This window comes from Pseudoduganella namucuonensis, from assembly GCF_900116645.1.
Classification (GTDB): Bacteria; Pseudomonadota; Gammaproteobacteria; order Burkholderiales; family Burkholderiaceae_D; genus Rugamonas; species Rugamonas namucuonensis.
In genome coordinates this window covers 257506-272774 of record NZ_FPBO01000001.1, presented here as the reverse complement: position 1 = coordinate 272774, position 15269 = coordinate 257506, and the positions used below count along the sequence as shown (strand labels likewise).

The window sequence follows — 15269 nt, the reverse complement described above, 5'->3', positions numbered from 1 at the left end:
CATTATTGCTATCAAGGTCATAGATTCTGGGATTGGCACTCATCGATCGAGAGTGCTAATATATGTCCGACATCACGACTTTACATGCTTACAAGCAAGTTAAGCATGCTTTAAGAAGTGTGGAGCAGTATGCACTCCGTAACTGTCTATGCCCGGCACTCCGCCGCGGTGGACGTACAAAAAAAGCAATACCTAGAGCGAGGAAATGAAAATGACGACGATGACCGCACCTGCCGCGCTGGTACCTGCCAGCAAAAACGCACTCGGCCTCGGGTTCACTGGCAACCTGGGTAACCTGGACGCCTACATTTCGGCGGTGAACCGCCTGCCTATGCTCACCCAGGAAGAAGAGGTCCGCCTGGGCCGCAACCTGAAGAACAACAACGATCTGGGCGCCGCCCAGGAACTGGTGCTGTCGCACCTGCGCCTGGTGGTGTCGATCGCGCGCGGCTACCTCGGCTACGGCCTGCCGCACGCCGACCTGATCCAGGAAGGCAATATCGGCCTGATGAAAGCGGTCAAGCGTTTCGACGCCGACCAGGGCGTGCGCCTGGTGTCGTACGCGATGCACTGGATCAAGGCCGAGATCCATGAATACATCCTGAAGAACTGGCGCCTGGTCAAGGTGGCCACCACCAAGGCCCAGCGCAAGCTGTTCTTCAACCTGCGCAGCCACAAGCAAGGCCTGGACGCGATGACGCCGGCCCAGATCGACCAGCTGGCCAAGGTGCTGGACGTGAAGCGCGAGGAAGTGATCGAGATGGAAACGCGTTTGAGCGGCCGCGACATCGCGCTGGAATCGCCGACCGACGACGAGGACGACAAATTCGCCCCCATCGCCTATCTGTCGTCCGAGCAGAGCGAGCCGACCCGCGTGCTGGAGGCGGAACAAGTGACCCGCCTGCAATCGGAAGGGCTGGAAACCGCGCTGGGCAAGCTCGATCCGCGCTCCCGCCGCATCGTCGAAGCGCGCTGGCTGGCCAACGACGACGGCTCCGGCGCCACGCTGCACACGCTGGCCGACGAGTTCGGCGTGTCGGCCGAGCGCATCCGCCAGATCGAAGCGGCCGCGCTGAAGAAAATGAAAGGCGCGCTCGCCGCCTACGTTTAATGACGTATGTTCAAAGGGGCCGGGGTCATGCACAATGACCCCGGCCCCTTTTGTTTTTGCGCAAGCGTGCGCCATGTTTGATGTGTTTTAGCTAATATTTCTGCCCGACAGCCGTTTTCATCCGGCCAGCCAGGAGAACCATATGCAGCATAGAATCATCAGCCTGACCGTCGCGCTCGTCTGCGCGGCCATCGTCGCCGCCTGCGGCATCAGCCAAAGCACGGCGGAAGCCACGCCGCCGACGGCCCCCGCCCAGCGCACCAGCGCCACCTATGTGTTGACGCCGGGCCAGAGCGTGGAACTGGGCCCCAACGTCAGCGTCAAGCTGGAGCGCGTGAACGACAGCCGCTGCAAGAAGGGCGCCGTCTGCGTGTGGGCCGGCTATGTCAGCTACAGTTTTGTACTCACAAACAACGGAGTCAGCAGCAACTTCGTGCTGGCCGAGGACATGCCGGGAGGCAGCAACACCGTGACGCAGCAGGGCTTGCGCTTCACCCTGGGCACGGTGGAACCGGCCGAGCCCCCGGCGATGCATGCGCCGCCGCCGGCTTATCGGGTAAGCTTCAGGGTGGATATTTCCTAGCCACCATAAGTGAGCCCAAGTGAGCACCATGCAGAGAACCAGCACTCCACACCGTATCCTCCCCACCCTCCTCGTTTCCACCATCATCGTCGCGCAGGCCTGCGCGCCGGCCGCCTGGGCCAAAAGCCCGGTCGCGACCGGTTTCGGCGGCGCCGTCGCCACCATCAGCGATCCCGCGTCGCAGGCGGCGCTCGCCATCCTGAACCAGGGCGGCAACGCCGTGGACGCGGCGGTCGCCGCCGCCGCGGCGCTGGGCGTGACCGATCCCTTCAGTTGCGGCATCGGCGGCGGCGGTTTCATGATGATCTACCTGGCCAAGGACAAGCGCGTGATCACCATCGACCACCGCGAAACCGCGCCGGCCAGCTTCAAGCCCACCGAGTTCCAGCGGGACGGCAAGGAATTGCCGTTCGACGAGGTGGTCGAGAGCGGCATGTCGGTGGGCGTGCCGGGCACGGTGCGCGGCTGGCACGAGGCGCTGGACCGCTACGGCTCCATGACCATGAAACGGGTGCTGCAGCCGGCGATCCGGATCGCCTCCGAGGGTTTCACGGTGAACGGCAACTTTACGCGCATGATCGCGGAGAATGAGCGCAAGTTGTCGCGCTTTCCCGCCAGCGCCAAGCTCTACCTGAAAAGCGGCAAGCCGCTGCCGGCCGGCAGCACGCTGCGCAATCCGGAACTGGCGCAGGCCTACCGCGAACTGGCCGCAGGCGGCGTCAAGGTCTTCTACGAGGGCAGAATCGCGCGCGCCATCGTCGACACCGTCAACCAGCCGGGCGGCGGCGCGCGTCCCGGCGGCATGACGATGGCCGACCTGGCCAACTACGAGGCGCGCCTGCGCCAGCCGCTGCGCTCGACCTATCGCGGCTACGAGCTGTACGGCATGCCCTTGCCCAGCAGCGGCGGCGTGGCCGTGGCCGAGGCGCTCAACATCCTGGAAGGCTACGACCTGAAATCCATGCCGCGCGACAAGGTCGAACACCTCTACCTGGAAGCCAGCCGGCTGGCCTTCGCCGACCGCAACGCCTATCTGGCCGATCCGGAATACGTCGAGGCGCCGGTGCAGGGCCTGACCAGCAAGGACTACGCCGCGCGCCGCCGCGAGCTGATAGCCCCGGACCGCGCCGCCGCCGGCCACGCGGCGGCGGGCGATCCCTATCCCTTCCAGCAGGACCAGAGCGTGCCGCTGCGTCCGCCGGCCAGCAAGCTACTGGCCGAGGGCGCGCATACCACCCACTTGACGGTCTCGGACAAGGACGGCAACATCGTCGCCTACACCTTCACCATCGAATCCTGGGGCGGCAGCGGCATCACGGTGCCGGGCTACGGCTTCCTGCTGAACAACGAGATGACCGACTTCGACTTCAGCGGCCCGCACCCCAACGTGCCCGAGGCCGGCAAGCGGCCACGCAGCAGCATGTCGCCGACCCTGGCGTTCAAGAACGGCAAGCCCGCGTTCTCGATCGGCAGCCCGGGCGGCGCCACCATCATCACGACGGTGCTGCAAACCATCGTCAACCACGTCGACCTCGGCATGTCCATGGACCAGGCGGTGGACGCGCCGCGCCTGTCCGAGCGCAACGGCGCCGCCACCAGCGTCGAGCCCGGCTACACCGGCACGGCGGCGGCCCAGGCGCTGGCGAAATACGGCCAGCGCTGGAGCGCCGGCCAGGAAGAGATCGGCGCCGCCAACGCTCTGGTGTTCAACGCCGACGGCACCGTCACCGCCGTCAGCGAAGGCAAGCGCCACGGCGTCGGCAGCGCCCTGGTCCAGAAAAAAGCCCACTAACCCGCGCGAACCAAGCGAGCTGAGCCCCATTTAGGGCCAGGCCCCAAATGGGGCTCAGCTCGCTCTCCGGTTTCATATATAATGCGAATCATTATCATTTGTATTTATAGAAAACCATGCCGAAGCTCCGCCTCCATCCGTTCGCCCTCGCCGCCGCCCTGCTGTGCGGCGCCGCCCTCGCCGCCGAGGAGCCCGCCGCGCCGGACGCGGGCGTGATGCCCACCGTGGTCGTCAAGGGCGAGGCGGCGGATGGCTACACCGTCCGCAAGACCGCCTCGTCGGCCCCGCTGGACCTGTCGCTGCGCGACACGCCGCAGGCGGTGTCCGTGGTCACGCGTGCGCAAATGGACGACTTCCAGCTCAACAGCATCAGCGACGTGCTGCAACAGGGCACCGGCGTCACCGTGGAGAAGATCGAAACGGACCGCACCTACTACACCGCGCGCGGCTTCGACGTGACCAATTTCCAGTACGACGGCGTCGGCGTGCCCTTCGTGTTCGGCAACGTGGGCGGCGAGATCGACACCGCCCTGTACGAGCGCATCGACATCGTGCGCGGCGCCAACGGCCTGATGTCGGGCACCGGCAATCCGTCCGCCACCGTCAACTTCATCCGCAAGCGCCCCACCGGCATGCTTCAGGCCTCGGCCGCCGCCACCATCGGCTCGTGGGACAAGCGCCGCGTGCAGGCCGACATTTCCGGCGCGCTGAACGAGTCCGGCACCGTGTCCGGCCGCGTGGTGGCGGTGCGCCAAGAGGGCGACTCGCACCTGGACCGCTACTCGGCCGAGCGCGACGTGGTCTACGGCGTCGTCGAGGCGCGCTTCGCTCCCGGCGGCACCCTGACCGTCGGCCACGCCAGCCAGACCAACAAGACCCGCGGCGGCCTGTGGGGCGCGCTGCCGCTGTACTACACCGACGGCGGCGCCACCGACTACGACACGGGAACCAGCACCTCCACCACCTGGGCCCGCAACAAGACCGGCGACAAGCGCAGCTTCGCCGAGCTGGAACACCAGTTCGGCGACGGCTGGCGGGCGCGCGCCACGCTGTCGCGCAACACGGCCGAGCAGCGCGGCAAATTGTTCTACGTGTACGGCACGCCCGACCGCGCGACCGGCCTGGGCCTGTACGCCTATCCCTCGCTGTACGACTCGGACAACAAGCAGACCCTGTTCAACGCCAGCGCCGGCGGCCCGTTCTCGCTGGGCGGCCGCCAGCACGAGGTCAGCTTCGGCGGCGCCTGGTCCAAATCCACCATCCAGGACATTTCGCACTACGGCCAGGGCATAGGCACGCCGCTGCCGTCGCTGCGGGACTGGACCGGCGCCTACCCGGAACCGGCGTGGGACGCCTACACCGACGGCAGCGCCTACGAGGACAAGCGCAAGAGCGCCTTCGCGGCGGCGCGCTTCAATCTCTCCGACGGCGTCAAGCTGATCGCCGGCATCAACCGCACCAAGGCCGACAGCGCCGGCACCGCCTATGGCGCCAGCCAGTTCAAGTCCGCCAGCAAGAGCACGCCCTACGCGGGCCTGGTCTACGACCTGGGCCGGGACGTTGCGCTGTACGGCAGCTACACGGAGATCTTCAACCCGCAGAGCGAAACCGACGCCGCCGGCCAGACGCTGCGGCCCATGCACGGCAAGAACGCCGAAGTGGGCGTGAAGGCCGCGTGGTTCGAGCAGCGCCTGAACGCGGCCGCTTCCGTGTTCAAGACGCGCCAGCGCAACACCGCCGAGCAGGCCGGCATGACAGGCGCCAAGGCCTACTACCGTGGCGTGGACGCGGAATCGCAAGGCGTGGAACTGGACCTGTCCGGCGAACTGGCGCGGGGGCTGCAGGCCAGCGCCGGCTTCACCGTGCTGTCGATCGAGGACGCCGCCGGCCAGGCCGTCAAGACCTATCTGCCGCGCCGCACGCTGCGCCTGTCGGCGACCTACCAGGCGCTGCCCCAACTGAAGGTGGGCGCCAATGCCAACTGGCAGGACGACATCCACCGCGACGAGGGCGGCGGCACCGTCATCCGTCAGGACGCCTACGCCACGCTGGGACTGATGGCGCAGTACGAGCTGGGCAAGCAGGTCAGCCTGGCCGTCCACCTGAACAACGTCACGGACAAGAAGTACCTGACCAGCCTTTACTGGAGCCAGGGTTACTACGCGGCCCCGCGCAACGCCAGCGCCACGCTGAGCTGGAAGTATTGACGCGGACTCACCCGCGCGGCGGCGGCGCCTGATGCCGCTCGCGGCTGTCGGCGGGGGCCTGTTCGCGCTCGCGCAGGCCATAGTCGCGCACCACGCCGGCGATGCGCAGGCGGTAGTCGTCGAAGATGGACGCGCGGCCGGCCGACTGCGCCGCGCGGTGCGCCTCCAGCCGCCGCCAGTGCGCGACGGCCGCCTCGTCGCGGAAGAAGGACAGCGACAGCAGCTTGCCGGGCTGGCTCAGGCTCTCGAAGCGCTCGATGGAAATGAAGCCGTCCACCTCTTCCAGCAAGGGCCGCAACGACGCGGCGATGTCGAGGTATTCCTGCTTGCGCTCAGCGCGCGGCCAGACTTCGAAAATAACGGCGATCATGCTGTCTCCTTGCGGTGGATGAATTCAGGGACGCGGGCGTTGACCGAGGGCCGGTAGCGCCAGTCCATATTGGCCGGCGGCGCGCGCTCCAGCAGCGCCTCCAGCGCGGCCGAGGCGATGTTCAGCGACAGCGCGTCGCCGGGGCACGCGTGGACGCCCCGGCCGTAGCCGTATGGACGCGACGAGCCGCCCTGGGAATGCGCGGCGCCGGCGACGTCGCGGCCGGCCGCGGCGAGCAGCAGCAAGATGGCCTGCCCGGCCTCGAGCTGGACGCCGCACACTTGAGTCGCGCACGCCATGAAGCGGCGCGTGTTCTGGATAGGCGGATCGTCGCGCATCACGCCGAGGACCAGCGCGTCGCAGCCGGCCGAGGCCCGCCCCGGCTCGCGCAGCAGCGCCACGACGCTGTTGCCGATCAGCCCCGCCGTCGCCTCGTAGGTCTGCGACAGCAAGCCGACCAGGTTGGCCAGTATCGCCCGACCATGGTCCCAGCCCGCCGCCTCGGCCTCGGCGGCCACCAGCGCCAGCAGGCTGCCCGGCGCGGCGGCGCCGGACCGCGTCAGCGCGCTGAAACCGTCCAGCAGCGCCAGCGCCGCGCCGTGCGCGAGGTCTATCTGTTCGGCGCCGCTGAGCGGCGACAGGCAGGCGACGAACTCCCCCATCCACACCGCCACCCGCGGCAACTCCGTGTCGGGAAAACCCAGCAGGCTGGCGACGGTGCGCACCGGCACGCCGAACATCCAGGCCGACAAGCCATCCGGCGCGCGCAAGTCGTGCACGGACGCCAGCCCGGCGGCCACCCGCGCGGCCCGCTGGCGCGCCGCGGCCGCGTCCAGCGCCGCCAGCGCGCGCCGCAGTGCCAGCCCGGGCACGGCGTGCCGCTCGCCGTCGTTCATGCGCACCAGCGCCCCGAACACCTGTCCCGCCGCGCCGCCCGCGATCGCGGCGGGCACCGGCTCGGCCGGCGGACGCACGCGGCAATCCGCGTGCGCCAGCACCTCGCCCACCGCCCGCGCACTGGCCGCGACCCACAGCCGCAACTCGCGGTCGTAAAACAGCCCGTCACGCGCAGCCCGCCGCGCGTACCAGGGATAGGGGTCCCGATGGGTGACCGCGGCGATCGCGTGTGGAATGTCGTCGTCCATGGCGTGCATCCCGCCCTCCTTTGCATATGTCGATGTGTGCAGTATCCTGCGAAAACCGCAACAACAATTCGCCCCGGACCGAATCATGGATGCAGACAATCACCTGGCCCGCATCGCCGGCGCCATCGCCGAACCGGCTCGCGCGCGCATGCTGTGCTGCCTGCTCGATGGCCACGCCCGCACCAGCACCGAGCTGTCCATCGTGGCCGAGGTGAGCCCCTCCACCGCCAGCGCCCACCTGGCGCGCCTGAGGGACGAGCGCCTGGTGCGGCTGCTGGCGCAGGGCAAGCACCGCTACTACCAGCTGGCGGACGCCGAGGTGGCCGCCGCGCTGGAGGCGCTGCTGGTGGTGGCGGGCGTGCCGCGCGCGCCGTTCAAGCCCAACACGCCGGACCGTTTGCGCCACGCGCGCACCTGCTACGACCACATGGCAGGCGCCGTCGCCGTGCGGCTGCACGACCAACTCGCCGCGCAGGGCTGGCTGGCGCCCGCCGCCGGCAAGGAGTACACGCTGACGCCGCTGGGCGAACGGGGCTGCGAAGGCCTCGGCATGGACGTGCCCTCGCTGCGCAAGCTGCGCCGCCGTTTCGCCTGTCCCTGCCTGGACTGGAGCGAGCGCACCCCGCACATCGGCGGCGCGCTGGGCGCGGCCCTGCTGCGGCTGGCGCTCGAGCGCGGCTGGGTGGAGCGGGACCTGGACAGCCGCGCGCTGTCCGTGCCGCCCAACGGCCAGCGCAAGATGCTGCGGGCCTTCGGCCCGGACGCCTAAGCGCCAATTAAGATTGGCCGCAGATGATGTTCCAACACAAACCCATTGCGGAGATAACAATGAAAAATTGGATGCGCGCCAACAAAGGCTTCATCATGTTCCTGATGCTGTTTGGCCTGTTCCGCACCGCCGTCGCCGACTGGAACCCGATCCCGTCCGGTTCCATGCACCCCAACCTGCTGGAGGGCGACGTGGTGTTCGTGAACCGCCTCGCCTACGACCTGAAAGTGCCGCTGACCGACGTGGTCGTGACCCACCTGGGCGAGCCGCAGCGCGGCGACATCGTCACCTTCTCCTCGCCCAAGGACAAGACCCGCCTGATCAAGCGCGTGATCGCCCTGCCCGGCGACACCATCTCGATGCGGGACGACCAGTTGACCATCAACGGCAAGCCCGCTTCCTACAGCATGCCGGCCGACGCGCTGGAGGCCATCGCCAACGTCGGCCAGCTGCAGGCCGTGCAACTGACCGAGAGCGCCGGCGGCAGCGAACGCCGCATCCAGCTGCTGCCGCAGGTGGCCAGCGCCAAGCGCGACTTCCCCGCCATGCAAGTGCCTGCCGGCCAGTACCTGATGCTGGGCGATAACCGCAACAACAGCGTCGATTCGCGCTACATCGGCCTGGTGCCGCGCGAATTGCTGATCGGCCGCGCCGAGCGCGTGCTGGTGTCGGCCGACATCCAGGGCAACTGGCTGCCGCGCACCGAGCGTTTCGGCATGGCGCTGGGAGATTAATTCCCCGGCCGGTCACCGGGGCGCCGCCCCGCCCTTATAATCCATGCAAACTTTTCAGCATGCGGCGAGGCGGCGATGATCGAATTCCAGGGACTGTCCAAATCCTACGGCGGCTACGAGGCCGTCAAACCCTTCACGCTGAGCGTGAAGCGCGGCGAGGTGTTCGGCTTCCTCGGTCCCAACGGGGCCGGCAAGACCACCACCATCCGCATGCTGATGGGCATACTGCAGCCCAGCGCGGGCCGGGTGCTGGTGGACGGCCTCGATTGCCACGCCGACGCGGCCGAGGTCAAGCGCCACGTCGGCTACCTGCCCGACACGCCCATCTTCTACGACTACCTGCGCGGCCGCGAGATCCTGCAATTCGTCGGCGAGATGCACGGCTTCTCGCGCTCCGAGGCGGCCGGCCGCGCGCACCGCCTGCTGCGCGAACTGGGCCTGGAGGAGGTGACCGAGGAATTCGCCGTCAACTATTCGATGGGCATGAAGAAGAAGCTCGGCCTGGCGTGCGCGCTGATCCACAATCCCAAGGTGCTGATCCTGGACGAGCCGATCAACGGCCTCGACCCGCGCGCCTCGCGCGACGTGCAGGAACGCCTGCTGGCGGCGGCCGCCTCGGGCACCACCATCTTCGTCTCCACCCACCTGCTGGACATGGCCGAACGCATGTGCGACCGCGTGGGCATCATCCACCGCGGCGCGCTGGTGGCCAGCGGCACGCTGGAGGAGCTGCGCGCCGCGGCCTCCGACGACGGCTCGCTGGAGGAGGTGTTCCTGAAGATCACCGACGAAGCCGGCGAGCCGGCGCGATGAGCGGCCCCGTCCCCTCCGGCGCCCCCGGCGCCGCCGGCGCCATGTGGCTGCTGGCGCGCCTGCGCCTGCTGCGCATCCTGAACATGTTCTCGGCCTTCCAGGGCCGCAAGGGCGCCAACGCCAAGAGCCGCTCGGCCACCGGCGGCAAGCGCGGCGCGCGCTGGATCCTGGCGCCGCTGGTGGCGTTCGGCATGCTGTTCACCTTCGCCAACGTGTCGCGCACCTCGCTGTTGAACCTGCACTGCAAGATCGACCACGCCGGCCACTGCGCGGCGGCCCTGTCCCAGGCGCCGCGGGAGCAGGCCATGGCCGCCATCGGCGCCAGCCTGCACGCGGCGCCCTTCAGCCCCGCGCTGGCGGCCGCCGCCACGCTGGTGCTGCTGCTGCTTTGGCTGGTGAGCTTCCTGCTGCCGCTGGGCAGCCGCGAACTGGCCCAGGCCGACTGGGACCTGGAGTGGCTGGTCACGCTGCCGGTGCGGCGCGGCACGCTGCTGTGGGGCCGGCTGCTGGAGCGCAGCGTCGCCAACCCCGGCGGCATCCTGGCGCTATGGCCCACCTGCTCCATGCTGGCCTGGTACGCGGGCCACGGCTGGCTGGCGCCGCCGATGGGCGCCGCCGTCGCCTTCGTGCTGCTGGGGCTCGCCGCGCTGGCGCGCACGCTGGCCGACACCGGCCTGCGCCTGTCGCTGCCGCCGTCGCAGCTGCGCAACCTGCAGGCCATGGCGTCGCTGCTGTGCATGCCGCTGATGTACATGGCGATCTCGTATTCGATCTGGTCCAACAATTCCTTCACCATGGACTGGGCGCGCGCCTTCCCCGCCTGGACCTTGTGGACCCCGCCCGGCCTGGCCGTGCGGGCGCTGACCGACCGCGGCGCGGCGCAGGCGTGGGGCGCCGCCGCGCTGCTGCTGGCGCAAAGCGCCGCGCTGCTGTGGGCCGGGGTGGCGCTGCTGAAGCACCAGCTGCGCCACGGCGTGGTGGCCAGCGGCGCGCGCGAGGCCGGCCGCGCGGCGGCCGGCGGCCAGGCGGCGCTGGACGACGCCGCCGCGCCCCGCTGGCGCGTCGGCACCACCTTGCAGCGGCGCGAACTGCGCCTGCTCGGCCGCGACCGCGCCTTCCTGGTCCAGAGCCTGCTGGTGCCGGTGGTGATCGTGGGCAGCCAGCTGCTGTTCAACGGTCAGCTCAGCAGCGTCACGCTGATCGGCGAAAACCAGCAGCTGATGGCGGCGATCGCCTTCGGCATCGGCAGCTATGTGCTGATGCTGTCGGCCTTCCAGACGCTGAACACGGAGGGCAACGCGCTGTGGATGCTGTACACCTTCCCCCGCTCCATCGAGGCCATGCTGAAGGAGAAGGCGCAGCTGTGGGGCGCGCTGGCCCTGCTCTACCCCTTGATCGTGTTCGGCGTCGGCCTGGCCTACTCGCCCGTCTTCGACTGGCGACTGGCGGGCCTGGCGGCCATCGCGCTGGCCGGCATCCCCATCTACACCGGCATCGCCGTCTCGCTGGGCATCTTCGCCTGCGATCCCATGGCGCAGGAACTGCAGGCGCGCATCCGCCCCAGCTACTCCTACCTCTACCTGATGCTGTGCAGCCTGTATGTCTACGCGCTGTACGCGCCGGAATGGATACAAAGCGTGACCATCGTGATCCTCACCGGTTCGCTGTCGCTGGCCCTGTGGCAGAAGGCGCGCGACGAGCTGCCCTACCTGCTCGATCCGGCGGCCTCGCCGCCGGCGCGCGTGGCGCTGTCCGACGGGCTGATCGCGGCCACGCTGTTCTTCGTGCTGCAGGCCCTGGGGCGGATGTTGCTGGCCCGGGACGGGCACACGGGCCTGTACCACACGGTGTACGCCTTCGCCATCGCCGGCGCCGCCGTGTACGCGCTCACGCGGCTGGTCTACTGGCGCCACAAGACCGGCGGCGTGCCCGAGGTGCTGCACGCGGACGCGGGCGGCAAGGCGGCGGCGCTGGGCGCGGCGACGCGCCACGGCCTGGCGGCGGCGGCGGTGGCCGTGCTGTTCGGGGCGGGCTACCTGGCGCTGATACGCGAGACCCAATGGTGGCCGGCGAAGCCGCCGTCCGAGCTGCGCTGGCTGGTCGCGCTCTCGGTGTGCGCGGCGCCGGTGTTCGAGGAATTCATTTTCAGGGGATTGATCCACAACGGCCTGCGCCGCCTGGCGGGCGCCTGGCCGGCCGCGCTGGGCAGCGCGGCGCTGTTCGCCATCGTCCATCCCTCGACGGCGATCATGCCCGTGTTCGTGCTGGGCCTGTGCACCGCCTGGGCCTACGAGCGCTGCAAGTCGCTGCTGGCGCCGATGCTGGTGCACGCGGCGTACAACGGGGCGGTGCTGGCCATCCAGGCCGGCTGACCGCCCCGGCGCCGGAGCGCGGGCTTAGACGTACTGCGGACCGTCGTTGACGAAACCGCCGCCCTGGTACAGGGTCGCGGCGTCGTCCTTCTCGGGATAGGCGCCGGTGTCCGGGAACAGGTGCTTGAACTGCTCCGAGCTGTCCTTGGGCTTGAAGCCGATGAAGGCGGCCTTGCTGTTGTCCCACCACACCGCCTCGTTGTTCGACTGGCCGTACAGGATGGCGTGGCCGACGCGCGGCGCCATCAGCGAGCAGCGCAGCGCCTCCACCAGGTCGTCGTAGCTCAGCCAGGTGCGCATCATGCGCGGATTCTTCGGCTCGGGGAAGGAGGAGCCGATGCGCAGGCACACGGTCTCGATGCCGGTGCGGTCGAAGTAATAGCGCGCCAGCTGCTCGCCGAACACCTTGCTGATGCCGTACATGCTGTCCGGGCGGGTCGGGCTGTCGGCGTCCAGCACCTCGGTCACCTTGTGGAAACCGATCGTGTGGTTGGAGCTGGCGAACACGATGCGGCGGGTGCCGGCCTTGTGCGCGGCCTCGTACAGGTTGTACGTGCCCTGGATGTTGGCCGCCATGATGGCCTCGAAATTGCTCTCGGTGGAGATGCCGCCGAAGTGCAGCACCGCCTCCACGCCCTCCAGCAGGGAGATCACGGCCGCCTTGTCGGACAGGTCGCAGCGCACGATCTCCTCGCCCTCGCGGGCCTCGCCCATGTCGCCGATGTCGCTCAGCACGACCACGTCCGCCCAGGGCTTGATGCGGTCGCGCAGGATTTTACCCAGGCCGCCGGCGGCGCCGGTCAGCAGTATGCGTTTGAATGGTTTGCTCATATCTAGTCCGGTGCGAATAAAGTTGTACGATGTCGTATGATACGCCAACTCAGGTGACAGGGGCGGGATTGAACAGCACCAGCGCGTTGTGCAGCTTCCATTGCTCGGCGTAGGTCTTGCGGCCGCTGGCCACGTCCAGCATCAAACGGAACATCTCCCAGCCCACGTCGGCGATCGAGGCCTCGCCGCTGGCGATGCGGCCCGCGTTCACGTCCATCAGGTCGTGCCAGCGCGCCGCCAGCTCGTTGCGGGTGGCCACCTTGATGACCGGCACCTCGGCCAGGCCGTAGGGCGTGCCGCGGCCGGTGGTGAAGATGTGCAGGTTCATGCCGGCCGCCACCTGCAGCGTGCCGCAAATGAAATCGCTGGCCGGGGTGGCCGCGTAGATCAGGCCCTTCTGCGTCAGCTTCTCGCCCGGCGACAGCACGCCGGAGATCGGGCTGCTGCCGCTCTTGACGATGGAACCCATGGCCTTCTCGACGATGTTGGACAGGCCGCCCTTCTTGTTGCCCGGCGTGGTGTTGGCGCTGCGGTCCACGCCGCCCCGCTTCAGGTACTGATCGTACCAGTCCATCTCGCGTATCATCGCCGCCGCCACCTCCGCGTTCACGGCGCGCGAGGTGAGCTGGTCGATGCCGTCGCGCACCTCGGTCACCTCCGAGAACATCACGGTGCCGCCGGCGCGCACCAGCAGGTCGGTGGCGTAGCCGACGGCCGGATTGGCCGTCACGCCGGAGAAGGCGTCGCTGCCGCCGCACTGCACGCCCACCACCAGCTCGGACGCCGGCACCGTCTCGCGGCGGCGCTGGTTCAGCACCGCCAGCTGCGATTCCGCCGTCTTCATGATGGAAGCTATCATCGACTGGAAGCCGACGTGGCCCTGGTCCTGCAGGCACACGTGGGCCGGGTCGGCGCCGCCGTTGTTCTGGATCGGAATCGAGCCACGCGGGAACAGGCGCGCCGGCTGCAGCTTCTCGCAACCCAGGCTGACCACCATGGCCTGGCCGCCGAAATTCGGGTTCAGGCTGATGTTGCGCACGGTGCGGATGGGGATGTTGGCGCCCGGCGCGTCGATCGCCACGCCGCAGCCGTAGGTGTGCTCCAGGCCCACCACGTCGTCCACGTGCGGATACTTGGGCAGCAGCTCGTCCTTGATGCGCTTGACCGCGTGCTCCACCACGCCCGCCACGCACTGCACGGTGGTGGTGATGGCCAGGATGTTGCGCGTGCCCACGCTGCCGTCCGCGTTGCGGTAGCCCTCGAAGGTGTAGCCCTCCAGCGGCTCCATCGGCGGCGGCTTCACGGTGGCGATCGGCAGGTTGACCAACTCGCGCGCCGGCGGCATCTCCACCTGCGGTTCGGCGATCCAGCTTCCCTCTTCGATATCCAGCGCGGCATAACCAATAGTCACGTTGTAGCGGATGACGGGGTCGCCCTTGGCGAAGGCGCGCAGCGCCACCTTGTGCCCCTGCGGCACCGCTTCGCGCAGCACCAGTCCGTTCGGGAACACGGTCCCCGCCGGCAGCCCTCCATCGTTGACGACGATCGCCACATTGTCGTTGTCGTGCATGAGGATGTAGCGCGGGCTGTTTGCGCTCGGCTCTGTCGTCATTTTTTCGCGTCCTTGTTGAGTTACTTGCTGTTGTTTCCCGTTCAAACGAGTATGGCAGATTATGAAAAATTTGGCTAGTCCAGATTGATTATTTGGCCTGACCACCTTAGAATGGCCTGACCAGATCGCAAAAAAGCAACGACACCGGGGACACATCTTGATCCAGAAGAAGACACATACGCCGCACGACGCAGCCAGCCACGAGCCCCGGCTGTACCGTCTGGTCGCCGACCGCATCCAGCGGCTGATCCTGGACGAGGGCATCCACGCCGGCGAGCGGCTGCCCTCCGAACGCGACCTGGCCACCAAGCTCAGTGTCAGCCGCGCCTCGCTGCGGGAGGCGCTGATCGCGCTGGAACTGGGCGGCGTGATCGAGGTGCGCGGCGGCTCCGGCGTCTACGTCAGTTCCCGCGCCGAGCCGGACATCGCGCTGCCGGAGGCGGGCGCCGGCCCGTTCGAGGTGCTGTCCGCGCGCCGCATGATCGAGGCCGAAATCGCCGCCATCGCCGCCCGCGTGGCGACCGACGGCGCGGTGGACGCCATCCTGCAGGCGGTGCTGGAGATGGAGGCCAGCCACGCCAACAAGTCCAGCAACGAGCAGGCCGACCGCAACTTCCACCTGGCCATCGCCCGCGCCACCGGCAACAGCGCGCTGGTGGGATCGCTGAACTACCTGTGGGACCAGCGCGGCCGCCTGTGGCACAAGCTGAAGGAGCACTTCCAGACCGAGGAGCTGCGCCAGGAGACGCTGAAGGACCACCGCCGCATCCTGGAGGCCATCGCCGCGCACGACCCGGCCGCCGCCAGGAAGGCCATGCGCTCCCACTTGGAGCGCGTGACCCGGACCTTCTCGCGGGGATAGCCCCGCGCCATAAACCGGATACCAGAACCCGCAACCATCGCGGCCGACTCCCGGCCGCGCGACCTTTT

13 protein-coding genes are annotated in these 15269 nt (G+C 68.6%); 9 read left to right on the top strand and 4 right to left on the bottom strand.

Annotation, left to right across the window (positions count from 1 at the left end; translation table 11 throughout):
* Window positions 1-211 precede the first annotated feature (211 nt).
* The 4 genes from rpoH (at window position 212) to BM436_RS01165 (ending at window position 5693) form a co-directional block, all read left to right on the top strand.
* The gene (gene rpoH / locus BM436_RS01180) at window positions 212-1111 is read left to right on the top strand and encodes an RNA polymerase sigma factor RpoH (protein WP_093552613.1); all 900 of its coding nucleotides are present in this window, start codon (window positions 212-214) and stop codon (window positions 1109-1111) included.
* A gap of 142 nt (window positions 1112-1253) precedes the next feature.
* On the top strand, window positions 1254-1694 hold the full coding sequence (locus BM436_RS01175; protein ID WP_093552611.1) for a hypothetical protein: 441 nt from the start codon (window positions 1254-1256) through the stop codon (window positions 1692-1694).
* Window positions 1695-1722: 28 nt separating this feature from the next.
* Window positions 1723-3486 carry a gamma-glutamyltransferase gene (gene ggt / locus BM436_RS01170; RefSeq protein ID WP_093552609.1) on the top strand — a complete coding sequence of 588 codons (1764 nt, stop codon included), beginning with the start codon at window positions 1723-1725 and terminating at the stop codon, window positions 3484-3486.
* 116 nt (window positions 3487-3602) lie between these two features.
* Window positions 3603-5693, top strand: a complete 2091-nt coding sequence (locus BM436_RS01165; RefSeq protein WP_093552607.1) for a TonB-dependent siderophore receptor — start codon at window positions 3603-3605, stop codon at window positions 5691-5693.
* A 7-nt stretch (window positions 5694-5700) separates the two neighbouring features.
* Here BM436_RS01165 and BM436_RS01160 read toward each other — a convergent pair whose 3' ends face one another.
* Together BM436_RS01160 and BM436_RS01155 are read right to left on the bottom strand one after the other, a co-directional pair.
* Complete coding sequence (locus tag BM436_RS01160) at window positions 5701-6063, bottom strand: antibiotic biosynthesis monooxygenase family protein (protein WP_093552605.1); 363 nt, start codon at window positions 6061-6063, stop codon at window positions 5701-5703.
* A complete protein-coding gene (locus tag BM436_RS01155) occupies window positions 6060-7217 on the bottom strand; it encodes a cytochrome P450 family protein (protein WP_093552603.1) in 1158 nt (385 codons plus the stop codon). The genes BM436_RS01160 and BM436_RS01155 overlap by 4 nt, the downstream gene beginning before the upstream one ends.
* 76 nt (window positions 7218-7293) lie before the next feature.
* Between BM436_RS01155 and BM436_RS01150 the strand changes: the two genes are divergently transcribed.
* The 4 genes from BM436_RS01150 (at window position 7294) to BM436_RS01135 (ending at window position 11896) form a co-directional block, all read left to right on the top strand.
* Window positions 7294-7977, top strand: coding sequence for an ArsR/SmtB family transcription factor (locus BM436_RS01150; RefSeq protein ID WP_093552601.1), 684 nt, complete (start codon window positions 7294-7296; stop codon window positions 7975-7977).
* 59 nt (window positions 7978-8036) lie between these two features.
* Window positions 8037-8711: a signal peptidase I gene (gene lepB, locus BM436_RS01145; RefSeq protein WP_093552599.1), complete on the top strand. Its 675-nt coding sequence runs from the start codon at window positions 8037-8039 to the stop codon at window positions 8709-8711.
* Window positions 8712-8786: 75 nt separating this feature from the next.
* Window positions 8787-9524 carry an ABC transporter ATP-binding protein gene (locus BM436_RS01140; protein ID WP_093552597.1) on the top strand — a complete coding sequence of 246 codons (738 nt, stop codon included), beginning with the start codon at window positions 8787-8789 and terminating at the stop codon, window positions 9522-9524.
* Window positions 9521-11896 carry a CPBP family intramembrane glutamic endopeptidase gene (locus tag BM436_RS01135; protein ID WP_093552595.1) on the top strand — a complete coding sequence of 792 codons (2376 nt, stop codon included), beginning with the start codon at window positions 9521-9523 and terminating at the stop codon, window positions 11894-11896. Before BM436_RS01140 ends, BM436_RS01135 begins: the two co-directional genes overlap by 4 nt.
* Before the next feature lie 24 nt (window positions 11897-11920).
* Here BM436_RS01135 and BM436_RS01130 read toward each other — a convergent pair whose 3' ends face one another.
* Both BM436_RS01130 and garD read right to left on the bottom strand, forming a co-directional pair.
* On the bottom strand, window positions 11921-12727 hold the full coding sequence (locus BM436_RS01130; RefSeq protein WP_093552593.1) for an NAD-dependent epimerase/dehydratase family protein: 807 nt from the start codon (window positions 12725-12727) through the stop codon (window positions 11921-11923).
* A gap of 49 nt (window positions 12728-12776) precedes the next feature.
* A complete protein-coding gene (garD, locus tag BM436_RS01125) occupies window positions 12777-14339 on the bottom strand; it encodes a galactarate dehydratase (protein WP_093552591.1) in 1563 nt (520 codons plus the stop codon).
* A gap of 160 nt (window positions 14340-14499) precedes the next feature.
* On the opposite strand from garD, the gene BM436_RS01120 reads away from it, so the two are divergent.
* On the top strand, window positions 14500-15201 hold the full coding sequence (locus BM436_RS01120) for a FadR/GntR family transcriptional regulator (protein ID WP_177306884.1): 702 nt from the start codon (window positions 14500-14502) through the stop codon (window positions 15199-15201).
* Window positions 15202-15269: the final 68 nt, after the last annotated feature.